The following is a 22,372-nucleotide window of genomic DNA, read 5'->3' as shown; positions in this document are numbered from 1 at the left end:
AGGCGTCCCAATCCTGCGCCGCAGGGCGGCAGGGGGCACAGTTCACCACATCTAACCACCACATCAAAAACGCCGCAGGGAGATCCCGTGCGGCGTTTTCGTGTTTAATCGCGTGATGCGGGGGGCTTGGGGCTCAGGCCACCAGAAGCTGCACCTCATGCGCTTTGAGGCATTGCCGCGCTGTGCTGCCATGCTGGTCCGGCATGGAACGCAGTTCGGGGAAGAGGGCGAAAAGCTCCTCGCGTGCGCCATCTGCCACACCCGTCAGCGAATAGTCGGAGACATGGAAGCTCTCCGAGGCGGCGCCTTCGGCAAAGATCACTTCATGCCGGTCGAACATCAGGTGGTAATAGGTCACAAATCCGCCCTGTGCCTCGCGGATCGTGGAGCCATTGACCAGATGTTTGGCCGCGGCAAAGACCTCTGATGTGTTGAACAGCATTTCCGAGCGCCAACCGTTCAACAACATACGGTGTTGCGGCGAGACGATAAGGTCGCGTTCGTTGCCCAAAGCGCCCTTGGTGATCTCGATGGGGGCGAAACGGCCCGTCGCCGGAACGGTGCGCGCGCCAACCCAGCGCAGCGGTTGCAGCCCGTTGTCCATGGTTAGAACCAGATCGCCGGGTTTGAGGTCTTCGACAGCCCGCGCGCCATAGGGGGTGGCGATCCGTGTGCCTTTGCCGAAGCAGATCACGGTTTCGATGCCGGAGAACGAGATGGTGGTGCCATCTGTGAGCGTCACCGTGCCGCTTTCGGGGTCGTCCTCGTTATAGGAGATGGGGTTACTTGACCAATCGAGGCCCACATTCGAAAGGTCGAGCACATCATTGTCCTCGCCGTCATCGTCCTCGGAGCCGGTGATGGTGATGGCATTGCCGTCGAGCAGGGAGGGATCAATGATGATCGTATCGCTGCCTTCGCCGCCTGTGACCGTATCGCCGCCCCCTGCGGTAATCGTATCATTCCCTGTGCCGCCGTCGATGTTATCCGCACCTGCGCCGCCGTCGATGGTATCGGCGCCCTGGCCGCCGAGCAGCGTGTCATTCCCTGCACCGCCATAGAGCGTATCATCGTCAATCCCGCCATCGAGCGTGTCATCGCCATCGCCACCGTAGAGCGTATCGGCATCGTCCTGACCGTAGATCGTATCGTCGCCGGCTCCGCCATAAATCACATCGGAGTTGTTCGCCGTATCAGTGTCGGCGGAGGTCGTCTCGCCGTGGTCATCTAGCTCGTAATAGCTGAAGGCCGCGTAGTCGTCACTGTCGGGGGACACGTCGCCGTAGATGATGTCGTTGTCATCTCCGCCATCAATGGTGTCGTTACCTTCACCCCCTTGAATCGTGTCATTACCAGCGCCACCGTAGACCTCGTCATCGTCAAAGCCCGCGTCGATGGTGTCGTTGCCATCCCCACCTTCGATATAGTCATTGTCGTCGCCGGTAAGAATCGTGTCATTGCCCGCGCCGCCATAGACCGTGTCCATGTCGTTGCTCGGGGCGCTGTCCGCGCTGTAGTCGAGGGCGGAACTGTCGGGATGGTCAAAGCCCGTGTCCGGTTGGCCCGTACCGGTCGAGGTGCGGGTGTTGATATAGTCGTCCCCGTCGCCGCCATCGACCGTGTCGGAGCCTTCGTAGCCATAGATCGTGTCGTCTCCATCACCGCCGAAGACGGTGTCGTTACCGGAGCCCGCGCTGATGTCGTCGGCGCCCGCGCCACCGTCGATCGTGTCGTCACCTGTGCCGCCGTCGATCGTGTCATCGCCATCGCCGCCGTAGATGGTATCGTTGCCGGCTTCGCCGTAAAGCTCGTCATCGCCGCCTGCGCCGTCGATATAGTCGTCGCCGTCACCGCCCCAGAACTGGTTCGTAAAGGCGTCGTCGCCCGTGCCCTCACTGTCAAAGCCGATCAGCGTGTCATTGAAATCGGAGCCGATGATCCCGTCGATGCCCGAACCGCTGTCGCCTTCGGCATCCCCGCCGGAGTAGCTGCCTGTGCTCAGATCGACCGACACCGCCTCATCAGATCCGGAGTAGTCGATTGTATCCTGACCGGAGCCGCCGGACATGCTGTCCGCGCCATCGCCGCCGATAAAGGTGTCGTCGCCCTCTTCGCCATAGAGCGTATCATCGCCAACACCGCCGTCGATGGTATCATCGCCCGTGCCGCCATAGACAATGTCGTCACCAAGGCCGGACGCAATCGTGTCATCCCCGTCGCCAGCTTCAACCGTGTCATCGTAATCGTTGTAAACCGCATCGAATTGGATGTCGGAGATATAGATTGCCTGCTCCGCTGCGCCATTATTGCCATAGTCGATGGTGACATTGGACACAGGCCCGGGAATCGTGACGAGCACCGCGCCATTCGCGTCATCAGCTTCAACGTACCGCGCATTTGAAGCTCCGGTTATCGCGTCTTCGGAAACGTCTACATTCCCTTCTGGGGTAATGGTGAGCGAGACCTTGTTTCCATCCGCGTCGGTTGCTGTGATGGTGACTGTGTCGGTGAAGGAATAATAGTCAATGTCGGAAATGCGGAAGGTGACGTTCTCCACCTCATCCGAGATTGTGCTGCTATCTGTCGAAGAAAAATCAATGCTGATCGAGGACGTCTTTCCAGAGTCTCCGGAGCCGTAAAGCTCCAGAGAGCTGTTGTCAGAGAAGTCATCGTTTTCGGTATAGATGGTCTCGTCAGAGATGGTTGCGGTGTTGTTGGTGTTGTTCTCTGTGTAGCTGACGTCAACTTGAACACCATTGATCACAGTGCTCGCGCCATCTTCGAGCGAACTACCGTCTTCGCCCAGATCTTCCCAGCTTAGCGTGCTTTCGACGGTGTATTCCTTATGGTCCACCATATCGCCATCGTCGTCACCCGTATAGCTGCTGTCGATTGTGTCATCACCTTCGGAGCCGGACACGATCCCGTCAGCGAGCGACGAACTGTCGACGTAGTCATCATAGGTGAAGGCTTCAGAAGCATTATTGCCCGTTCTTCCGGGTTTGTCATTATAGTCTGTCACTTCGTATTCGTGACCATCAATCAGGGGCTGTTCGGACAGGGTGTAAGTTCCAGCCGCCGAACCGCTGTCGACAACGAATTGTACGATCTCAAAGCTTTCTCCGGTATCCAGATCGGTGACGGTCCAGACGGCATTTGCATCGACGCTTGATCCGTAAGACGTGCCCTCGCCGATCGTGACATCTGCTGTGGCGGTTTCTGTTTTGCTGCTGTTCTTGAAATCGTCGTCTTTAAGCGTTCCATCCGAGTCGGTGACAGAGGCCGTGCCGCTAGGACCGCCTCCCGAATAAGTGACCGTGGTGCTGCTAGACGTTCCGAAGAGGTCTTCAGGGTCAAAATCATACAGTTCAAGATCGTAAACGGACATTTTGAATGGCTCTCGCTTTTATTCGGCATACTGCGAGTAACGGGCGCAGCATGTGGCTTGGGTCTTCTTTGTTAACCATGTGCCGTTCAATTGAGGCGGCAATGGGGCAAAAGCGGGCTAATCATGTGGAATGCTTCCCCTACGTCACTGACGCGGGGCTGTGTCGCGACAAGGCACTGACACTGTGGAGGTTTTCGGGGGAGGGCGACGGTCGAACCGGCTTTGTCAGGGCAGGATGGCGAGCCAGCACCAGATCGAGAGGATCGAAAGCCCTGTGCCCAGCAGCACGGAAGAGGCTGCCACGCGCTTGGCCACGCCATACATATTGGCAAAGAGATAGGCATTTACCCCCGGCGCCATGGCAGCGGTCAATGTGGCCGAGCGCAGCGAGCCTATGTCCAGCCCGAAGCCGAAATGCGCCAACCCGTAGGCAATCGCCGGATGCAGAACCAGAGAGGCAAAGACCGCCCATGCGATGATCCGCATGTCACCTTCCGGCTTGTAGCGCAGCAACACACCGCCCAGTCCGAACAGAGCCGCAGGAATGGCGGCGCGGGACATGAGCGAGACGGCGTCCCAGACGGGGACGGGCAGGGTGATCTGGGTGAGGTTCACGATCCAGCCCGCCGAGATGCCGAGGATCAGAGGATTGCGCAGCACCGAGCGCGCGATCTGGCCCATCAGGCCAAAGCCCGACAGGCCCAGCCCGCGTGTGCGCACGATTTCCATTGCGGCAATGCCGATGCCGTAGAGCAGGGGAGAGTGGATCGAGATGATCGCGAAATTCCCCGCCAGAGCCGCTTCGCCATAGGCGCGTTCGGTGATCGGAATGCCCAGCAGAAGCGAGTTGGAAAACAGGCCGATAAAGCCGATGGCCACTGCATCCGTCAGATCGCGGCCAAACAGGTAACGCGCCCCCAGAAAACAGAACAACCCGCCGGACAGGGCGCCTGCGTAAAAGGAGATCAGGATTGGCGGGTGGAAATTCTGCGCAAGATCCATCTTGGCAATGCCGGAAAAGAGCAGCAGGGGCACGGCGAAATTCTGCGCGAATTTCATGACGTTATCGACCAGTTCGTCGCTGACCCAGCCTTGTCTGCGGGCGATGTAGCCGTAGCCGATGACCAGAAACACCGGCAGAATGACTTCGATCAGCGCCTGCATCAGAGGTCTCCTGTGATCTCGAGCACCATGCCGTCATAGGCGGGACTGACATGATCCGGAGTCTCTGCGTCCACCGTCTCGTAGTCCATATCGATATGCATATTGGTCAGAACCGCACGGGTGGGCGCAGCGCGGTCGATCCACTCCATCGCTAGGTCCAGATGCGCGTGGCTCGGGTGTGGTTTGTAGCGCAGGGCATCGATCACAAAGGTGTCGAGCCCTTCCATCAGCGCCCATGTTTCTTCGTAGATTTCCAGCACATCGGGGATGTAGGCGAGATTTCCGACGCGAAAGCCCTTCGCCTCGATCTGTCCGTGATTGACCTGCAAAGGCGTCAGGGTCACAGGGCCACCGGGGCCGTGAATGGTGATCGGTCCGCGAATGGCATGAAGGTCGAGAATGGGCGGATAGTTCGAGCCCTTGGGCTGAACAAACGCATAGCCGAAGCGCGAGATCAGATCGTTTTCCGTCTCGCTATCGGCATAGACGTCGACGCGCTCACGCATGTTGAATACGATCTGGCGCAGGTCGTCGAGCCCGTGCATGTGGTCGGCGTGGGAATGAGTGAAGGCAACCCCGTCGAGCCGCGACACGCCCGCATTGAGCAATTGCTGGCGCATGTCCGGTCCGGTGTCGATCAGCACGGTCGTGGTGCCTTCGGGACCGTCGCGTTCGATCAGCGCCGAACAGCGCAGGCGTTGGTTTTTCGGGTTTTCGGGGTCGCACGCCCCCCAGATGCCGCCAATTCTAGGCACCCCGCCGGAAGAGCCGCAGCCCAATATGGTAAATCGCGCAGTCACAGCATGGCCTTTGTGAAAAGCCGTTCGAAATTGGCCTCTGTGAGCGCAGAAAATTCGGCATAGTCCATGCCAAAGGTTTCGGCGGCTTTCAGAGCGGTCTTTGCGGTATAGGCGGGTTCGTTGCGCTTGCCGCGATGGGGCGGGGGCGCGAGGTAGGGGCTGTCGGTCTCGACCAGAATGCGGTCTTTGGGCACCTCGCGGAAAATCTCGCGCAGGTCTTCGGATTTCGGGAAGGCCGTGATGCCCGACATGGACAGGTAGAACCCGAGATCAAGCGCGGCCAGCGCCAGTTCTTTCGACGAGGAAAAGCAATGCATGACGCAGGGATAGGCGCCGTTTTTGTATTCCTCGGTGAGGATCGAGGCCATGTCGTCGTCGGCGGCGCGGGCGTGGATGATCAGCGGCAACTGCGTCTCGCGCGCGGCGGCAATATGTATGCGTAGGCTCTCTTTTTGGATATCGGCGCTCTCGGCGGTGTAATGATAGTCCAGTCCGGTTTCGCCAATGGCGACGAATTTCGGGTGCTCGGCCAGAGCGACCAGCTCATCCACCGAGGTCAGCGGCTCTTCGGCGGCGGACATGGGATGGGTGCCTGCGGCCCAGAACACCGGATCGAAGCGTTCGGAAATTGCCTTGACCTGATCAACCTGCCGCAGCTTTGTGCAGATCGTCACCATCCGGTGCACCCCCGCCTGGACCGCGCGCGCGACCACTTCCGGCAGTTCTTCGGCAAAATCCGGAAAATCGAGGTGGCAGTGGCTGTCGGTGATGGGGGGAGGGAGGCTCATGGCAATACTGATCTGCTCTAATTTGGACGCTCCCGCACCTTAGCGCGTGATGCGGGTGGCCGTGTCGTTGATCTTGAATACCATATCAAGGATCAGCGCGGCAGGGTCAAGGTTGACGGCCCGCGCATGCTGGGCGCGTGCGGAAATCTCTTGTTGCAAAATGGCCCAGTCCCGTGCGGCAAAACTGTCGGGGGCCAGACGGGTCAAAAGCGCGGTCTCGCCGGGGGCTGCCTCGACAATCGGCGGACGGCCGGCTCCGGCGCGGGCCAGCCGGATCAGAAAGCGGTCGATCAGGCCCACGGTCAGATCAAAGCGATCGGCATTGGCCGCGCCGACACAGGCCTCGGCCAGTTTCAACGCGCGTCCACGATCCAGTTGCGGCAGGGTAGAGAACAGCCCTACCAGATCACGATAGGCATTCAGCCCGTCCAAATTTGTCAACCTGAGCGCCTCCCCCACTGATCCGGCGGAAAGTTCCGCCAATGCATCCGACTGATCTGCGGCATCGAACCCCGCCGCGTCAAGGGCGCGGGCCAGATCATCGGGGGCAAGCGCGCCGAGGCGCAACTCGCGGCAACGGCTGCGGATCGTCGGCAAAAGCCGCGAGGGCTGGTGCGAGATAAGCAGCAAAATGGCGTTCTTCGGCGGTTCTTCGAGCGTTTTCAAAAGCGCGTTGGCCGCAGACACATTCATCTCGTCGGCGCTGTCAACAATCACCACGCGCCGCCCACCGTCGGTGGCGGACATATGGAAGAAACTGTTGAGCTTGCGCACTTCTTCAACGGAAATCACCGTGCCGTGGCGGGACTTCTTGGCATCCCATTCGCGGCGGATAAGGCAGAGGCGCGGCTCGGCCAGTTGGGCGGAGCGGCGATAGACCGGATGGTCGTGGCCCAGTTCCAGCGTGTCGGGGGCAGGGGGTGTGTCTGCGAACATCCCGCCGTCGTCCTCGACCGGCTGGGCCAGCAAGAACCGTGCGATGCGCCATGCAAGCGTGGCTTTGCCGACACCACGCGGCCCCGTGATGAGCCACGCGTGATGCATCCGTTGCGAGTTGAACGCTTCGAGAAAATCCTGCTCGGCATGGGATTGACCGAACAGTGTTGCCGTCTGGCGCGGGTGCGGCGCACCTGGTGCGCAATCGGCCTCCGGTGCCATATCCATTTCGCCGAGACTGCTCATGATGCTAGCCGCTCTGTGACCAGAGCCAGCACATCTTTGGCGACAATCTCTATGTCGCGACCGGCGTCGATGATGGTGAACCGGTCATGATTTTGCGCCAGTTCCAGAAATGCCGCACGGCATTTCTCCTGAAACCCCTGTCCGAAATCCTCGAACCGCTCTTCGGAGGTCTGCCGCCCTTTGGCGCGTTTCAGGCCAATCTCGGGGTCCATGTCGAACAACAGCGTCAGATCGGGCTCAATGCCGATCATCTCTTCGTGGAGGCGGTTCACCTTGTCTTGCAAGTCGCCACGGGTGACGCCTTGAAACACGCGGGTGGAATCCGCAAACCGGTCACAGATCACGATTTTCCCGTCGGCCAATGCCGGTCGGATGGTCTTTTCAAGGTGATCACGGCGCGCAGCGGTGAAGAGGAGGATCTCGGTTTCTGCCGACCAGCGGTCAGGATCGCCTTCCAGCACGAGAGAGCGGATTTCCTCCGCTCCGGCAGAGCCGCCGGGCTCGCGGGTATGTACTACGTCATGACCCGCCTCGCGCAGTGCTGCGACCAGAAGCCGTGCCTGAGTGGATTTGCCGGACCCGTCAATGCCCTCGAAACTGATGAACATGGCGCTCCCGTGTTCGTAGTTGCCTATTCGGACACGGCCAGACCCGTTTGTCCTTCCAGTTTGTCCTTAAGCACCATGAAGGCCGTGCGCAACCGTGGAGCGAGACCTCCACGGTCGATAGAGCGGTCCGCAACCAGCGGAATGCGGGCTTCGGGCAGGTCTTCGCGCGGGATCACAAGCTCGGCGAGCGTGTCACCTTGCATGATCGGTGCTTCAAAAGGGCCGGTGTAAACCACCTCTCCCGTCAGCTTCTCCAGCTGGCTTCCCGGCAGCAGAATGGAGATATCTTCGGCGGCGACAAGCCCGACTTCGGTCTGATCACCCATCCACACTTCGGCGCGGGCGAACTCATGGCCTTTTTTGGCCACGGATTTCTCCGCGAACTGGCGGAAGGCCCAGTTGACGATGCGTTCGCTTTCCTGCGCGCGCTCGGCCTCGCTTTGCAGACCGGAGATCACAAAGACGATGCGCCGCGTGCCTTGGGTCGCCGATCCGACGAGGCCATAGCCGGCCTCCTGTGTGTGGCCGGTTTTCAGCCCGTCCGCCCCGATGCCGAGTTTCAGAAGCGGGTTGCGGTTGAACCGGTTCTGCGGTGCGCGGTTGTCATAGGGGAATTCATGTTGGCCGAAATAGCCGTAATATTCCGGAAATTCTTTTATAAAGCGGATCGCCAGTTTGCCCAGATCTTCCACGGACATGCGCTGGCCGGGGTTGGGCCAGCCCGAAGCATTGGCGAAGGTGGAGTTTTCCAGCCCCAGCACCTTTGCGCGGTCATTCATGAGGCGCGCGAAATTGTCCTCTGTGCCGGCAAGCCCCTCGGCCACAACGACGCAGGCGTCATTGCCGGAGAGCACGATGATGCCCTGAATGAGTTCTTCGACCGTGGGGCGGTCGGTCTCGTTGAGGAACATCGTCGAGCCACCCATGTTCTTGGCTCGGGTGGAGACCGAGAACTGTGTGTCCAGCGTGACGCGCCCGTCGCGCAGCGCCTCGAACAGCATGTTCAGCGTCATCAGCTTGGACATGGAGGCCGGTGGCAAGGGCGTCTGGGCTTCCTTTTCCATCAGCACGGTGTCGGTGGTCAGGTCATAGACCCATGCCGCGCGAGCGCGGGTTTCAAATGCACTGGCCGGCAGGGCAAGCGACAGGACAAGACATCCGGCGATGAGACTTTGGGCGATGAGGCGCAACATGGAAACGGGGGCATCCTTTCAGTCGAATCTTGAGGGGAATGGGTGAGGGCGGTCCCTCACCCCTGTCTTAATGCGTCACAGCATAGGCGTCCGTGAAGCCCGCCTTTTTCACTTTTTCGAGAAGTGAGCTGCGTTCCGCAGAGGAGGCCGCCGGACCGACGACCACGCGCCAGAAGGCTTTGCCGTTCGAGTTGCCCGGCTTGATCATGGCCACGATGCCCTGCGAACCGAGCATATCGACCGTGCGTTTGGCATTGGCTTCCACCGAGAAAATCCCGATTTGCAGGAAGGGTTTCGACAGGCTGGAAGCCGGTTTCGCAGCGGGTTTCGGCGCTGTAGCCGCAGGGGCGGCTGCCGGAGTGTCGAGCGCATCTAGGGTTGCTGCCGCATCGGCTATTGGATCGTCAAGCGGGGTGGCCTCGATCGCATCCGTTTCCGCGAGGGTTTCCACCGTCTCCGGCTCTTGCGGCACTTCTTCGCGGCGCAGGGCCGTGATGTTGAGTTCCGTCGGAGAGCCGGCCAACATGCCTAGCGCCTCTGCGGCGTCGGAGGACACCTGAATGCCCGGCCCCGGCGCGGTGACTTCGCGTTTGAACAAGGCCCCTATGACGAATTTGCCGTTCTTGGTGTTGCGGATGATGACACGTTCGGGATCGGTCACATCGGAATGCGCAACCCACACCCCACCCAACGAAGGACGTCCGTCCCATAGCCCGCTGTCGGTCACCTGAAATACATCCGGTGCCTCGACATCACGCTCCACCAGCTTGGTCGAGGTAGAGGCTGTCATGCCGCTGCCGCCTTCTGCGGATTTGAAACTGTTGAAAAAGGATTGCCCGTCCTCACACGCGCTCAGTGTGAGTGTGGCGGTCAGGAGGAGCGCAATCCGCGTCCCTTTCCCTGTCTGTCGCATGGTTTTTGCCCCTATATTGCCTCGGCCCCGGTTCGGGCGCGGGTTTTATCTTGCTCGCTCTTTTCTCATCCACATTGCACAGGGGCCATGATGCCAGCTTTTTATTTACAAACAGTCAACTGCCGGATGCTTTCACAACCCGTCGCCCAATGCGGCTTGGCGGCAGTCTAGCGGCTCGACCGCAAGCTGGAAAGCCCTGCGTTCTTCCGGTGGCGAAAAATGGCACGGGATCGCAAAAATGATGCAAAAGACGGGTTTCAGAATCAAGACGGGGAGGCTAATCGTGATCGAACCGCTTAGACGCGCTCAGGAGGAGTGGCAGAGTGGTCGAATGCACCGGTCTTGAAAACCGGCGTGCGTGAAAGCGTACCGTGGGTTCGAATCCCACCTCCTCCGCCACCATACAATTTTGTCGCTTTGATTGGGTCGCCTTGGGCGACCTTTTTCTTTGTTTTTCAAGAATTTCCTCAATTTTCTCTTTGTGTTGGGTTTCTTTCGATTTGCCTCATATGTTCTCGTTGAGTGGTATGATGCATGGCGGTGCTTTCCGGAAAACTTACGAAGAAGCTCGTAGAGAATCTTGGGCCAGGGCGTCATGGCGATGGGATCGGAAGAAGGTATCGACTTTACATCGCAACGCATACCACTCGAGCTTGTGGACAGCGTATGTAGGCGCGCGACGGGCGGGTTTGTGATCAGTTGCCAAATGATAGGTGCTCTGCCCCCGACGGGTTGCATTACCCGGCGTTGATGATCAGACGGTTCGGCTTCGGCCTGAAATACGAATTTGTTTATTTCTCGTCGGTGGAGCACATGAAGCCGAATTGCAGGATGCTGAGCGCGCGCCTGACGTGTTCGGTCCGGGTTTGGAGCGAGCCATGGCCGACCGCAGCACCGAGCATGCTCATGACCAGAAACAGGTCCTCTCGCCCGATATCGGTTTTGATCAACCTCGCCGTTTGAGCGCGTGAAAGCGGATCGACCAGGAGGTCGACCACACGATGCCGTAATCGATCGATATCGTTTTGATGTGTCGGATGTCGGGTCAGCCCCTCCACCATTCCCTGATTCTGAGCGAACAATTCCACCATCATATTCATGATTTCGACACATGCGTATGGGTCATCCTGAAGCGCTTCCACACGGAGCTCCAGTTCCGCCACATTGCGTTCGAGAACCGCGATGCAAAGCGTCTCACGATCCTTGAAATGTCGATAGAGGGTCATTCGGCTGACGCCTGCTTGCGTAGCAATGTGTTCCAGCGACGCATCGAACCCTTGCTCTGCAAAAATGGCTTCCGCAGTATCAAGAATGCGTTGTCGGTTTTTCCGACCGTCAGCGCGTAAGCTCATTTCGACTTTCCTCCGGTTCGTCAGATCACGTAATTATGGCTTCATTCTCGCAGGATGGGCTTGAATGCAATGGTATGTAGCCATAAATGTCATGTGATGTAACATTTCTGACTGCGGTTCGGCTGCAGTTCCGACCTTGTCTGGAAGAACAGAGCCATGATGTGTCTTCAATTAGAAAATACCGTAGCCGAGAATCCGGTCTGTCTGTCGGTGCAAAGGCGTCGAGGGGCGGGCGGAATGGGAGCGTCCGGCTCCGATGAGAGACAAGGCGGCCCTACCGCAGCATGTATTCACTAATATCTTAACCAAAGGAGTATTCGAGATGGGTAAGCTAGCTGGCAAGATTGTCGTAGTGACGGGGTCGGTTTCGGTCATCCCTGGGTTCGATTCTATCGGTTCGGCAACGGTTCGCGAAGCCTTGGCCGAAGGGGCCGATGGGGTTGTCATTTCCGACATCAACGATGAGCAGGGCGAGGCATTCGCCAAGAGCCTGAACGAGGAATATGGTGAGGGGCATGCGCTCTATGTGCATACCGACGTGACTGATCCGAAGGATGTCGAAAAACTTTTCGAGATCACTGAGAAGACCTATGGTCGGGTGGATGCTATCATGGCCAATGCCGGCGTGGCGACGGCTGAGGATTTCGATAAGGATCCCGAGGAGGTTCTGAAGTCGAAAAAAATCATCCAGAGCGTCAACGAGGACGGAGTGTTCAATACCGCGCTCTACGGCTCGCGGCTGATGATGAAGCACGGGACCAAGGGTTCGATCGTTCTGGTATCGAGCATCCACGGCGTCGCCGGTCGCCCGAAGGTGGTGAACACGGAGACGGGCGAGGTGCTGATTGAACGCTTCAATCTGGTCCAGTACACGATGGGGAAACACGGCGTTGTCGGCCTGTCGAAGGCCCTCGCGCTGCAGTTCGCGGAATACGGAATCCGGGTGAACACCGTGAATCCGGGATATATTATGACGCCGCTGTTCCAGGCTGCTGTCACGACTGACAAAGAGAAGTTGTCGCATGAGAAATCCTTGGAAACGGATGCCTTTGACTTCACCCAGCTGGCGGCGCTGCACCCATTGTGCAACGATCCGGTGAAGGATGCAGATATTGTCCCGCGCGGGAAATTTGGTGGCCGCATGGGTGTTCCGGCCGAAATCGCCAAGCCGGCGGTGTTCCTGATGTCCGACGAGTCTTCCTTTATGACCGGTCAGAAACTGGTTGTCGACGGCGGGTATACCGCATGCTGAGGATCGGCGGATAGATAGTGAGCCCCGCCCATTGTGTGGAGGGGCAAATGTGAAACGGGGCGCTTTTGCGCCCCGTTGCGGTTCTTGGCTCTGTGTTCGGACTTTACGCCGGGGTCAACCCCGGCGGGAAGGGCAGGGTCCCCTCGCAATGTGTCAGGCAGTCCTGAAGCGCCATCTGCAGCGTTTCTTCCAGAACGGGGTGATAGAAGGGCGCGGCGAGGCACTCGGCCACGGAAAGTCCCCGTTCGATCGCCAGCGCCAGCCAATGCCCCAAGTGTTCGGCATCGCCGATGGCCAGCGCTGCGCCCAGCACCCGGCCACTCGCCTTGTCGGCATAGAGGCGCACGAGCCCCTCGGTCTCGGCCCGGACATGTGATCGACCGTTATTCATTGCTGCACCGGTGCCGATTGCGATCGTCTCCGGATCCAGTTCATCCAGTTGCGCCCCGACCGCGACCACCTGCGGTCCGGTGAAGGCGATGGCCAGCGGCACGCGGCGGCGGAATGGCACCGGATGGCCGGCGAGAATGTTTGCCACGGCGATTTTGCCCTCCTCAATGGAGTCATGGAGCAACGGGCGAACACCATTGGCATCGCCAACGATATAGACCGGAAGGTCGCCTATTTGCAGGGTTTCCGGATCGCAGGGCGGCATGCCACGGGCGTCCAGTTCGACTCCGAGGTTCTCCAGCCCCAGATCGGTGATGTTCGGGCGCCGGCCGATGCTGGCGAGCACCCGGTCCACGGTGACACTGCGGTCGCCGGCCTCGATGGTGACCCGTCCGTCGGCCTCCAGCCGCGGTTCTACGGCAGTGCCCGTTGTGATCTCCATTTCCTTGCCGAAGAGTTCGAGCACCTTTTCTGCAATCACCGGGTCTTTGATGCCGGCCACCACTGGCGCCGCGTCGAAGCCATGCACTTCGACCCCGAGGCGCGCCATGGCCAGCCCGATCTCGCAGCCGATGGCTCCCAACCCGACGACCGCCAGGGATTTCGGCAGGTCGGGCTCCTCGAAGAGGGTGTCGGTGGTCAGCAGTGCATCTCCGAGCGCACGGAAGGCTGGCGGCAGGATCGGTGAGGAGCCGGTCGCGATGATGATCACGCCGGCCTGAATGCGTTCGCCGTTTACCTCGACGCAATCGGGAGCGACGATCCTGCCATGGCCGGCGATGAACTGGCTGTCGTCGATTTTTTGGTGGTAGCCAGTGATGAAGCGGTTCACGAGAAAGTCGCGTAGCGCCCGCACCCGGCCCATGACAGCCTGGCCATCCACGCTCAGCCCTTCAGCGCCGTTCAGCCCCAACATCTCCATCCGTGTTTTCTCATGATAGACATTCGCGGCCTCGATTAGTGCTTTGGAGGGCATGCACCCGACCCGGGCACAGGTTGTCCCCTCAGGCCCGGAATTGATGAGCACGACCGATTTGTCCGCGCGAAGCAGTGAGGTCATGGCGGTCACTCCCGCGCTCCCCGATCCGAGAATGGCTACGTCTACCTTGCGTGTCATGTAATATCCTTCCTGATTTTCTGAAGGGCGTGGTGACGCCGATGTTATGTCGGTGATTGGCTTCATGCGTCCTGATCATGGCGGTCGCATCTCTGCTTTCCACCGCCTTGATCCTTGGGACGTAACGCCCCGACAAAACGAGCCGGACACCGCGCATTGCATATGTTACATCATGTAAGGTTTAAGGTTGGATTTGGCAAGTTGCGGGCAAGGCGGCGGGCACCTTTTCTCGCAGGGGCTCTGATGGTGCATCTTCCGAGGGGGGCATTCGCTTGATGTCGTGTTTCCCGTCATCCTCACACGCAGGAGGGAACCTTTAGCAACACGGGGCGGTTATGCTGGTGTAGGAGGCGTACTATGACGCGAGAAAATACACACGCCCTGAGTGATGTGCTGGATCAACTGGAAGATGGACTGACAGACGAACAGGTTTGTGTCCGCGATATTGTCGATGCGAGCGGTCGTAGCTCGTTCGCCTCCCTTATATTGATTTTTGCTTTGATCTGCACGTCGCCCGCCAGCACAATCCCGGGGCTCACGACGGCGACGGCCCTGATTGTGTTCAGTCTGATAATCCAATTGATTTTGGGGAGAGAGGCCGTCTGGCTTCCGAATTTCATAATGCGCCGCAGTGTTCACTCTAAGACAATAATGGATGGCATTGCATGGTTGCGAAAACCGGTTCGCTTTGTTGAAAGGTTTCTTAAGGTGCGTTTCACAATAGTGTTTGAGCGGCCTTGGTTGTGGATCCCGCTGACCCTGATACTTTGCGTGACTTTGTTCATGCCATTTATGGAAGTTATACCGGCTTCGGGCTCTATTGCATCGGCTGTTATTGCGATGTTCGGGGCGGGATTGCTGGCACGGGACGGGGTACTCGTCGCGATTTCGCTTGTTGCGTTATCGATCGTGCCGGTCGTGATATGGCAGGTCGGCTTTGTGTAGGCGCGCCGTATGTGAGGTTTCGGAGCGCTTTAGCTTCAGCATCCACTCGTTTTACAGATGGGTGAAGTTGTATCCTGCGAATTGGTTCGAGAATATGATGAGCCTTGATGCCGCGTTAGCCTTGGGCGGAGCAATCGAGTATTGCCCCCCCAACACGCGAATGTGGAAGGGGGGCTGGTTGAACAATACGCTGCTGAAAAGCGTGGCGGGAGGCCTTGCGAGCGGGAATCTCAATCCATGCGGGAAACAAATCTTGTGTCGAGATAAGCTTCTATTGCGTTGGATCCGCCTTCCGTCCCTATGCCGGAATCTCCGATGCCGCCAAAAGGCACTTCGGGCAGGGCAAGCCCCAGATGGTTGATGGTCAGCATTCCGGCGCGGACTTCGTTTGGCAGGCGGGTCACTGTTTCTGAAGAGGTGGTGAATGCGTATGAAGCCAGACCGAAGGCTGGACGGTTTGCCTCCTGCAATGCGGCGTCAGTCGTATCAAAACGGTTGATCATCGCTACAGGTCCGAATTGTCTGATTACGCCCCAGGTTGCAGGGCGCACAGATGCCGAAACGGCGGCTCGCAATGTTGCGGAGAACCTGACGCGCCATCTCCAAGGTAAAGACCTTTTGTGGCAAGTGGATAGGGAGAAGGGGTACTGATATTTTTTCGCGGGTTAGCTGCATGATGTTCATCGCGATCTCGATCACGAAAGTAAAGATGGAAGACTATTTGCGCCACGCTATCCCGTTCTTTGTGGCATTGATCATAGCATTGCTTTTTCTGACGCTTGGGTCTGCTATCTCGCTGTAGTTTCTACAGTTGTTTCTCTAATCTTTGAGAAACGGAAAATATTGGCGTCGCGTGGCTCAATACTTCCGTGCAACGCCACCCCTTGCTTCGACAAAATCACTCCGAGAACGCTCCAGTGTAGCAGGAGGTTCAGGCGTGGCAGTGCCTTTCAGACCTAAGTGTCGCTTGCCGTGCCTCATCCGCATTGAGCCAAATCAATGCAATCCCCCCGATGGCCCCTTAACCTTTGTGTCGAAGACGATTAGGAGACCGGAATCATGGCAACAGAAGCTGAGGTCATCTTTTTTGATGCAATAGGACGCAATGACGTTGCGGTTGTCGGGGGGAAGAACGCATCCTTGGGGGAAATGGTGTGCGCGCTTGATGCGGAGGGCATCCGAGTGCCGCCCGGCTTTGCCACCACAGCCAACGCCTATCGTCGCTTTCTTTCAGAGAACGGTTTGGACAGTGTCCTTCGCGCCAAGTTGGCCGAATTTGCCGAGGGTCGGGCCACGTTGTACGACACGGGCGAGGCGATACGTACCGCAATTGTTGCCGGGCGTTGGCCCGCAGATACCGAGCGTGCGATACGAGACGCCTATCGCGCTTTGTCTGACCAGTCGGGCGGGGGGGCCATCTCTGTGGCAGTGCGTTCCAGCGCGACTGCTGAAGATCTTCCCGATGCCAGTTTCGCTGGCCAACAGGAAACGTTTTTAAACGTAGTTGGCGAGGATGATCTGCTCACGGCCTGCCGCAAATGCTATGCATCCCTTTTTACCGATCGGGCGATTTCCTACCGTGAGGCAAAGGGCTTTGACCATCTGAAGGTCGCGTTGTCGGTTGGCGTGCAGCTTATGGTGCGCTCGGACCTTGGTGGGTCTGGTGTCATGTTCTCGATCGATACCGAGACCGGGTTCGACAAGATCGTGCTCATCGACGCTGTTTGGGGGCTTGGTGAAAACATTGTGCAAGGCACGGTGACGCCGGACGAATATCAGGTCTACAAGCCGTTTCTCGACCGTCCGAACCTTCGTCCGATCATCGAAAAACGACTCGGCGCAAAAGAGAAGAAGATGATCTATGCGCAGGCCGGAAGTCCCTCGCCAGTGCGCAACGTGCCGACCTCAAAAGCCGAGCGCGCGGCATTTGTGTTAACCGACGAAGAGGTGCTCGACCTCGCACGCATGGCGACCAAGATCGAAGCGCACTACGGCATGCCAATGGACATAGAATGGGCCAAAGACGGGCTGTCCGGCGCGCTTTTCATCGTTCAGGCCAGACCCGAAACGGTGCAGTCCCAAAGTGACGTGGGCAAACTCCAACAATTCTCGGTCGGGGCGCATGGCAAAACCTTGATAACGGGGCTCTCGGTCGGGGAAAAAGTGGCCAGCGGGCCAGTTTGTCTGAATGGAAATTTTGAAGACATTGACCGTTTCGTTGACGGTGCAGTGCTCGTCACATCCAATACGGACCCCGACTGGGTCCCGATAATGAAACGGGCGTCGGCCATCGTGACGGATCACGGAGGCCGCACAAGCCACGCCGCGATTGTCAGCCGCGAACTTGGGGTTCCGGCGATCGTGGGCTGCGGGACCGCCACCTATGTTCTACACGACCAACAAGAGGTGACGGTTGATTGCGCGCAAGGCGATCAGGGATTTGTCTACGAGGGGTCGGCCGAAGTGCAGGTCAAAGACCTTGACCTGACCACTCTGCCCGAGACCCGGACAAAGGTGATGCTGCTCCTCGCGAACCCGGCGACCGCTGCTCGGTGGTGGCGACTTCCGGTGGATGGGATTGGACTGGCCCGGATGGAATTCGTTGTGGCCAACACGATACGGGTCCACCCGATGGCTTTGCTTCAGTTTGATCGGGTGACGGATGAAGCGGCCCGAAAAGAGATCGAGCTGATAACCAGCGGCTATCCGGACAAATCCACGTATTTCGTCGAACGTTTGGCAACGGGATTGGCCCGACTTGCCGCTGTCGCTTATCCCAACCCGATGATCCTGCGCACGAGCGACTTTAAGACGAACGAGTATGCCGACCTCTTGGGCGGTGCCGTCTTTGAGCCGGTCGAGGGCAATCCGATGATCGGATGGCGCGGGGCCTCTCGGTACTATGATCCGGCTTACATCGACGGCTTCAGGCTTGAATGTCGGGCCATCAAGCAGTTGCGAGAGGTCATCGGCTTTGACAATGTGCGGGTGATGATCCCGTTCTGCCGGACACCGGAAGAGGCCGATTTGGTCCTCAAGGTGATGGCGGAAGAGGGGCTGACCCGTGGACAAGACGGGTTGGAAATCTACGTCATGTGCGAGGTGCCATCGAATGTCATCCTTGCCGAAGAGTTTGCCAAACGTTTTGACGGCTTTTCCATCGGGTCGAACGATTTGACACAGCTCACCCTTGGGATCGACCGCGACAGCGATAAACTCGCGCCCTTGTTCAACGACCGCCACCCGGCAGTCGAATGGATGATCCGAACCGTCATTGAAAAGGCGCATGCTACGGACACCACAGTTGGTCTGTGCGGACAGGCCCCGTCGAACTACCCCGAGTTTGCGCAGGTTCTGGTCGATGCCGGCATAGATTCCATTTCCGTTGTGCCAGACAGCTTCGTGTCGGTGAAAACGAACGTGGCCTATGCCGAGAAGAAAGCCCGAAATCCGAAGTAAGATACATCTCAATCGGATTAGAAGCGAAGGCAGGAATCTGGGAATGGGTGACATTCTACAACCACCAACGCCCAGATTCCGCTTTTGGCGGCAGGCTGTTGGTCGTGGTCTATTGGTTGAAAAAGGACAAAGCCCAACCCGATTAGCAGGAACAAAGAGTAGCTTAAACTACGCCAGATCCTGTCCGACAAATGGGGAGTGGCTCAGATGCGGTCGCAACACCAATAGCGGAAATTGCGTAATACCGCAGCTTTTCAGGTCGCAAAATTGACTGCTGATCTGGAGAACGCTGCCATTTTCGACAATCATTTTGATGTTCGCTTTATTATCTGCCTTCTATTTGTGCGGTTTGTTTCAAAAAAAGCCGAAGCGTTCGGTTTGTGAGGCGTGATCCCGAATGGCCCATCCTATCTGTCGCCAAGACCCGTCAACGGTGGTTATTGATACCTCGTGATGAGTGACCTTAAAATCATTGTTGTCGAACCGGACCCGGACCGCGCACGCGATATCATCGATGCGTTGATGGATGGGGGCTGGAGCGATGTCAAAATGATCGGCGCGGCGTCGCAACTGGATCGCGCGGTTCAGTCCGAAAATCCTGACATCATTCTGATCGGTCTCGCAAACCCGGATCGCGATACCCTCGAACATCTGAGCCTTGTATCTGACGCCAAGGCCCGTCCGGTGGCAATGTTTGTCGATTATAGCGATGAGGGCATGACGCAGGCGGCGATTGCGGCGGGGCTAAGCGCCTATGTCGTGAACGGGCTACAGAAGGATCGTATCAAACCTGTGCTGGAAACCGCGATCGCACGGTTTCGGATGCTGTCGAAGATGCAAAGCGAGTTGAATGCAGCAAAACAGGCGCTGCAGGATCGCAAGACGATTGATCGCGCCAAGGGGCTTTTGATGCAAGCACGCAGCATTTCCGAAGACGAAGCCTACGTGCTGTTGCGCAAGACAGCGATGGATCAGGGGCGCAAGGTGGTCGAGGTGGCCACGGCCCTTGTGACAGCTGCGGATTTGCTGCGATGAGCAACGTGCTGGTGCAATGCGGGTATCTGCCCTTGGTGGACAGCGCGCCCTTGATTATCGCCCATGAACTTGGTTTCGCGAATGACGAGGGGCTGGATTTGTCACTCGTGCGACAGCCGTCGTGGTCGGCGCTGCGCGATATGTTGGCGCTGGGGCATCTCGACGTGGCGCATATGTTGTCGCCGATGCCGGTTGCGATGTCTCTGGGATTGGGCGGCATGCCTGCCAAGGTGGACGCCCTTATGGTGATGTCGTTGAACGGGTCGGTCATTGGCGTGTCGCGTGAAATCGGCGCGGCGATGACGACCGGCGGTTGGGTCAATACCTTTGGCGATCCGCGTGGCACGGCGGCGGCGCTGTTTGCTGCCACGGACCAGCGTCTGCGCATCGGTGTCCCGTTCCCGTTCTCGATGCATCGTATTTTGCTGGAATACTGGCTGATGCGCGACCCGATGTTCCGTGCGGACCGGATCGAGATTATTACGGTGCCGCCACCGCGCATGGCGGACGCGGTCGCGGACGGGGCCCTTGATGTGTTTTGCGTAGGCGAGCCATGGGGCAGTGTCGCCGTACAAAACAGCCGGGCGGAGTTGGTTCTTCCAAGTCGGTCCATCTGGCAGGCCGCCCCCGAAAAAGTTCTGGGAGCGCGGCATTCTTGGGTGCAGGACAACCACAACACCTCTGCCAAGGTTATTCGGGCCGTGTACAAGGCGGCGAAATGGCTGGATCAACCCGCGAACACGCCACTTGCCACCGAGATCCTTACCCGCAGTCAACACCTCGATCTTCCCGATCATGCAATTGATCCTGCGCTGAGCGGCCATATCACACTCCGTCAGGGTGACGGGCCGAAGCGGGTAGAGCCGTTGGTGACCTTTAATACCAAATCCGCGAATTTTCCGTGGCGCAGTCAGGCGGCATGGATCGCGACGCGTCTGGCGCAATGGCACGAGCTTGATCTCGACGCCGCCTGCGAGGCCGCAGCCGCCTGTTTCAGGAGTGATCTTTATCGTGCTGCGCTATCCCCGTTAGGGGTCGATTTGCCGGGCGCGTCGGAGAAGATCGAAGGCGCATTGGAACATGAGACGTTGGTCGCATCCAGCCGTGGGCAGATGATTCTGGGCCCTGATCAATTTTTTGACGGCGCGAAATTCGACATCAGCACCGGAACGCCGCGTAGTTTTTAGGCAACCGATGCATCGCAGCATTAATTGTCGCATCGCAATGGGGCATCGGTTGTGTGGTTGCTGCGCTTCTGCAATTTTAAATTGAGGACAATGGCGTCCTACCGAATTTCTGAGCAAAGCCGCTCGATTGTGCATGCACCTCTTCCCGCATGCAGCAATCGTGCGGCTTTTTTTCGTTTCCACAGGGAAAATGACATGACCGGATTGAAATTGCTTTTGGCGTCGACCGCCATACTTACCAGCCCTGCATACGCGGACATGCTGGATCTTGAAAAAGACGAGTTGACCTTTGGCTTTATCAAGCTGACCGATATGGCCCCCTTGGCCGTGGCATACGAGCTTGGCTATTTCGAGGACGAAGGCCTCTTCGTGACATTGCAGGCCCAGGCAAACTGGAAGGTGCTGCTGGACGGCGTGATCGACGGGCAGCTTGACGGCGCACATATGTTGGCGGGCCAACCTTTGGCCGCGACCATCGGTTATGGCACCGAAGCCCACATCATCACCCCATTCTCAATGGACCTGAACGGCAATGCGATCACCGTATCTAACGAGATCTGGGAGGCCATGCGCCCGAACGTCCCCCTGATGGACGACGGTCGCCCTCAACACCCGATTTCAGCCGAAGCATTGGCCCCCGTGGTCGAAGAATATGCGGATCAGGGAATGCCCTTTAATATGGGCATGGTGTTCCCCGTGTCCACGCATAACTATGAAATTCGCTACTGGTTGGCAGCAGGCGGGCTTGAGCCGGGATACTATTCACCTGACGATATTTCCGGCCAGATCGGCGCAGATGTGATGTTGTCCGTTACGCCACCCCCACAGATGCCCGCCACGATGGAGGCCGGTACGATTTACGGCTACGCCGTGGGTGAGCCTTGGAACCAGCAAGCGGTGTTCAAGGGCATCGGTGTGCCGGTCATCACCGACTATGACATGTGGAACAACAATCCAGAAAAGGTCTTCGGCATCACCGCCGAATTCGCCGAGGAAAACCCGAACACGACCATTGCGTTGACCAAGGCACTGATCCGTGCGGCGGTCTGGCTGGATGAAAACGACAACGCCAACCGCGAAGAAGCGGTGCAGATGTTGTCGCGCTCCGAATACGTCGGTGCAGATGCAGAGGTGATCGCAAACTCCATGACCGGTTTCTTTGAATTCGAGAAAGGCGACATTCGTCCGGCCCCCGATTTCAACGTATTCTTCCGCTATAACGCGACCTATCCGTTCTATTCCGACGCCATTTGGTATCTGACGCAGATGCGCCGCTGGGGGCAGATCGCGGAACCGGTGACCGACGAGTGGTTCATCGAGACAGCCGAAAGCGTTTATCGCCCCGACATCTATCTTGAGGCCGCGCGCCTTCTGGTTGACGAAGGCATGGCGGATGAGGCCGATTTTCCGTGGGACAGTGATGGGTTCAAAGCCCCCACGCCGCCCGAGGATATCATCGACGGGATCGGCTTCGATGGCCGCACGCCCAACGCATACCTCGACAGTCTGCCGATCGGTTTGAAAAGCGATCAAACCGTCGCGGATGTGACGATCCAGAACTGATCTTGCGCAGGCTCCGCCAAGATGCGCGGTGCCTGC

At 58.2% G+C, this 22,372-nt stretch carries 17 protein-coding genes and 1 tRNA gene; 7 read left to right on the top strand and 11 right to left on the bottom strand.

Going from position 1 to position 22,372, the window contains the following annotated elements; genetic code table 11:
• Positions 1 to 133: 133 nt before the first annotated feature.
• The 8 genes from KO492_RS14865 to KO492_RS14830 form a co-directional block, all read right to left on the bottom strand.
• Positions 134 to 3,388, bottom strand: coding sequence for a Hint domain-containing protein (locus tag KO492_RS14865; RefSeq protein ID WP_216045661.1), 3,255 nt, complete (start codon positions 3,386 to 3,388; stop codon positions 134 to 136).
• A gap of 225 nt (positions 3,389 to 3,613) precedes the next feature.
• Positions 3,614 to 4,552, bottom strand: coding sequence for an AEC family transporter (locus KO492_RS14860; protein ID WP_216045660.1), 939 nt, complete (start codon positions 4,550 to 4,552; stop codon positions 3,614 to 3,616).
• The gene (locus KO492_RS14855; RefSeq protein WP_216045659.1) at positions 4,552 to 5,352 is read right to left on the bottom strand and encodes an MBL fold metallo-hydrolase; all 801 of its coding nucleotides are present in this window, start codon (positions 5,350 to 5,352) and stop codon (positions 4,552 to 4,554) included. The genes KO492_RS14860 and KO492_RS14855 overlap by 1 nt, the downstream gene beginning before the upstream one ends.
• Positions 5,349 to 6,140 carry a TatD family hydrolase gene (locus KO492_RS14850; protein WP_216045658.1) on the bottom strand — a complete coding sequence of 264 codons (792 nt, stop codon included), beginning with the start codon at positions 6,138 to 6,140 and terminating at the stop codon, positions 5,349 to 5,351. The genes KO492_RS14855 and KO492_RS14850 overlap by 4 nt, the downstream gene beginning before the upstream one ends.
• A gap of 39 nt (positions 6,141 to 6,179) precedes the next feature.
• Positions 6,180 to 7,322: a DNA polymerase III subunit delta' gene (locus tag KO492_RS14845; protein ID WP_252735539.1), complete on the bottom strand. Its 1,143-nt coding sequence runs from the start codon at positions 7,320 to 7,322 to the stop codon at positions 6,180 to 6,182.
• Positions 7,319 to 7,930 carry a dTMP kinase gene (gene tmk, locus KO492_RS14840; RefSeq protein WP_216045657.1) on the bottom strand — a complete coding sequence of 204 codons (612 nt, stop codon included), beginning with the start codon at positions 7,928 to 7,930 and terminating at the stop codon, positions 7,319 to 7,321. The genes KO492_RS14845 and tmk overlap by 4 nt, the downstream gene beginning before the upstream one ends.
• Before the next feature lie 23 nt (positions 7,931 to 7,953).
• Positions 7,954 to 9,123, bottom strand: a complete 1,170-nt coding sequence (locus KO492_RS14835) for a D-alanyl-D-alanine carboxypeptidase family protein (protein ID WP_216045656.1) — start codon at positions 9,121 to 9,123, stop codon at positions 7,954 to 7,956.
• 67 nt (positions 9,124 to 9,190) lie between these two features.
• Positions 9,191 to 10,036: an SPOR domain-containing protein gene (locus tag KO492_RS14830; protein ID WP_216045655.1), complete on the bottom strand. Its 846-nt coding sequence runs from the start codon at positions 10,034 to 10,036 to the stop codon at positions 9,191 to 9,193.
• Positions 10,037 to 10,345: 309 nt separating this feature from the next.
• Here KO492_RS14830 and KO492_RS14825 point away from each other — a divergent pair.
• Positions 10,346 to 10,435 (top strand) — tRNA-Ser (locus tag KO492_RS14825).
• Between the two features lie 392 nt (positions 10,436 to 10,827).
• Here the strand turns inward: KO492_RS14825 and KO492_RS14820 are convergent.
• Positions 10,828 to 11,388: a TetR/AcrR family transcriptional regulator gene (locus tag KO492_RS14820; RefSeq protein WP_216045654.1), complete on the bottom strand. Its 561-nt coding sequence runs from the start codon at positions 11,386 to 11,388 to the stop codon at positions 10,828 to 10,830.
• 322 nt (positions 11,389 to 11,710) lie between these two features.
• Here KO492_RS14820 and KO492_RS14815 point away from each other — a divergent pair, with 322 nt between their 5' ends.
• On the top strand, positions 11,711 to 12,640 hold the full coding sequence (locus tag KO492_RS14815) for an SDR family NAD(P)-dependent oxidoreductase (RefSeq protein WP_216045653.1): 930 nt from the start codon (positions 11,711 to 11,713) through the stop codon (positions 12,638 to 12,640).
• A gap of 103 nt (positions 12,641 to 12,743) precedes the next feature.
• Here KO492_RS14815 and KO492_RS14810 read toward each other — a convergent pair whose 3' ends face one another.
• The gene (locus KO492_RS14810) at positions 12,744 to 14,147 is read right to left on the bottom strand and encodes a dihydrolipoyl dehydrogenase (RefSeq protein ID WP_216045652.1); all 1,404 of its coding nucleotides are present in this window, start codon (positions 14,145 to 14,147) and stop codon (positions 12,744 to 12,746) included.
• A gap of 357 nt (positions 14,148 to 14,504) precedes the next feature.
• Here KO492_RS14810 and KO492_RS14805 point away from each other — a divergent pair, with 357 nt between their 5' ends.
• Positions 14,505 to 15,092, top strand: a complete 588-nt coding sequence (locus KO492_RS14805) for an exopolysaccharide biosynthesis protein (protein ID WP_216045651.1) — start codon at positions 14,505 to 14,507, stop codon at positions 15,090 to 15,092.
• A 230-nt stretch (positions 15,093 to 15,322) separates the two neighbouring features.
• Here the strand turns inward: KO492_RS14805 and KO492_RS14800 are convergent, their stop codons facing one another.
• Positions 15,323 to 15,643 carry an aldehyde dehydrogenase family protein gene (locus tag KO492_RS14800; protein ID WP_303578316.1) on the bottom strand — a complete coding sequence of 107 codons (321 nt, stop codon included), beginning with the start codon at positions 15,641 to 15,643 and terminating at the stop codon, positions 15,323 to 15,325.
• A 508-nt stretch (positions 15,644 to 16,151) separates the two neighbouring features.
• Here KO492_RS14800 and ppsA point away from each other — a divergent pair.
• From ppsA to KO492_RS14780, 4 genes are all read left to right on the top strand, one after another.
• Positions 16,152 to 18,551 carry a phosphoenolpyruvate synthase gene (gene ppsA / locus KO492_RS14795; protein WP_216045649.1) on the top strand — a complete coding sequence of 800 codons (2,400 nt, stop codon included), beginning with the start codon at positions 16,152 to 16,154 and terminating at the stop codon, positions 18,549 to 18,551.
• Positions 18,552 to 19,004: 453 nt separating this feature from the next.
• Positions 19,005 to 19,586, top strand: coding sequence for an ANTAR domain-containing response regulator (locus tag KO492_RS14790; protein ID WP_252735538.1), 582 nt, complete (start codon positions 19,005 to 19,007; stop codon positions 19,584 to 19,586).
• Positions 19,583 to 20,773 (top strand): ABC transporter substrate-binding protein, encoded by a 1,191-nt coding sequence (locus KO492_RS14785; protein WP_216045647.1) that lies wholly within the window; start codon positions 19,583 to 19,585, stop codon positions 20,771 to 20,773. Before KO492_RS14790 ends, KO492_RS14785 begins: the two co-directional genes overlap by 4 nt.
• Before the next feature lie 195 nt (positions 20,774 to 20,968).
• Positions 20,969 to 22,336, top strand: a complete 1,368-nt coding sequence (locus KO492_RS14780) for a CmpA/NrtA family ABC transporter substrate-binding protein (protein WP_216045646.1) — start codon at positions 20,969 to 20,971, stop codon at positions 22,334 to 22,336.
• Positions 22,337 to 22,372 lie beyond the last annotated feature (36 nt).

Source organism: Celeribacter halophilus, assembly GCF_018860305.1.
Classification (GTDB): domain Bacteria; phylum Pseudomonadota; class Alphaproteobacteria; order Rhodobacterales; family Rhodobacteraceae; genus Celeribacter; species Celeribacter halophilus_A.
This window is presented reverse-complemented; position numbering and strand designations above follow the sequence as displayed.

Excerpts from the sequence above, each read along its gene's own strand:
- KO492_RS14835 (WP_216045656.1), bottom strand. The coding sequence starts at position 9,123 with ATGTTGCGCCTCATCGCCCAAAGTCTCATCGCCGGATGTCTTGTCCTG.
- KO492_RS14820 (WP_216045654.1), bottom strand. The coding sequence starts at position 11,388 with ATGAGCTTACGCGCTGACGGTCGGAAAAACCGACAACGCATTCTTGAT.
- KO492_RS14830 (WP_216045655.1), bottom strand. The coding sequence starts at position 10,036 with ATGCGACAGACAGGGAAAGGGACGCGGATTGCGCTCCTCCTGACCGCC.
- KO492_RS14850 (WP_216045658.1), bottom strand. The coding sequence starts at position 6,140 with ATGAGCCTCCCTCCCCCCATCACCGACAGCCACTGCCACCTCGATTTT.
- KO492_RS14785 (WP_216045647.1), top strand. The coding sequence starts at position 19,583 with ATGAGCAACGTGCTGGTGCAATGCGGGTATCTGCCCTTGGTGGACAGC.
- KO492_RS14860 (WP_216045660.1), bottom strand. The coding sequence starts at position 4,552 with ATGCAGGCGCTGATCGAAGTCATTCTGCCGGTGTTTCTGGTCATCGGC.
- KO492_RS14790 (WP_252735538.1), top strand. The coding sequence starts at position 19,005 with ATGAGTGACCTTAAAATCATTGTTGTCGAACCGGACCCGGACCGCGCA.
- KO492_RS14865 (WP_216045661.1), bottom strand. The coding sequence starts at position 3,388 with ATGTCCGTTTACGATCTTGAACTGTATGATTTTGACCCTGAAGACCTC.
- KO492_RS14780 (WP_216045646.1), top strand. The coding sequence starts at position 20,969 with ATGACCGGATTGAAATTGCTTTTGGCGTCGACCGCCATACTTACCAGC.
- KO492_RS14845 (WP_252735539.1), bottom strand. The coding sequence starts at position 7,322 with ATGAGCAGTCTCGGCGAAATGGATATGGCACCGGAGGCCGATTGCGCA.
- tmk (WP_216045657.1), bottom strand. The coding sequence starts at position 7,930 with ATGTTCATCAGTTTCGAGGGCATTGACGGGTCCGGCAAATCCACTCAG.
- KO492_RS14805 (WP_216045651.1), top strand. The coding sequence starts at position 14,505 with ATGACGCGAGAAAATACACACGCCCTGAGTGATGTGCTGGATCAACTG.
- KO492_RS14810 (WP_216045652.1), bottom strand. The coding sequence starts at position 14,147 with ATGACACGCAAGGTAGACGTAGCCATTCTCGGATCGGGGAGCGCGGGA.
- KO492_RS14815 (WP_216045653.1), top strand. The coding sequence starts at position 11,711 with ATGGGTAAGCTAGCTGGCAAGATTGTCGTAGTGACGGGGTCGGTTTCG.
- ppsA (WP_216045649.1), top strand. The coding sequence starts at position 16,152 with ATGGCAACAGAAGCTGAGGTCATCTTTTTTGATGCAATAGGACGCAAT.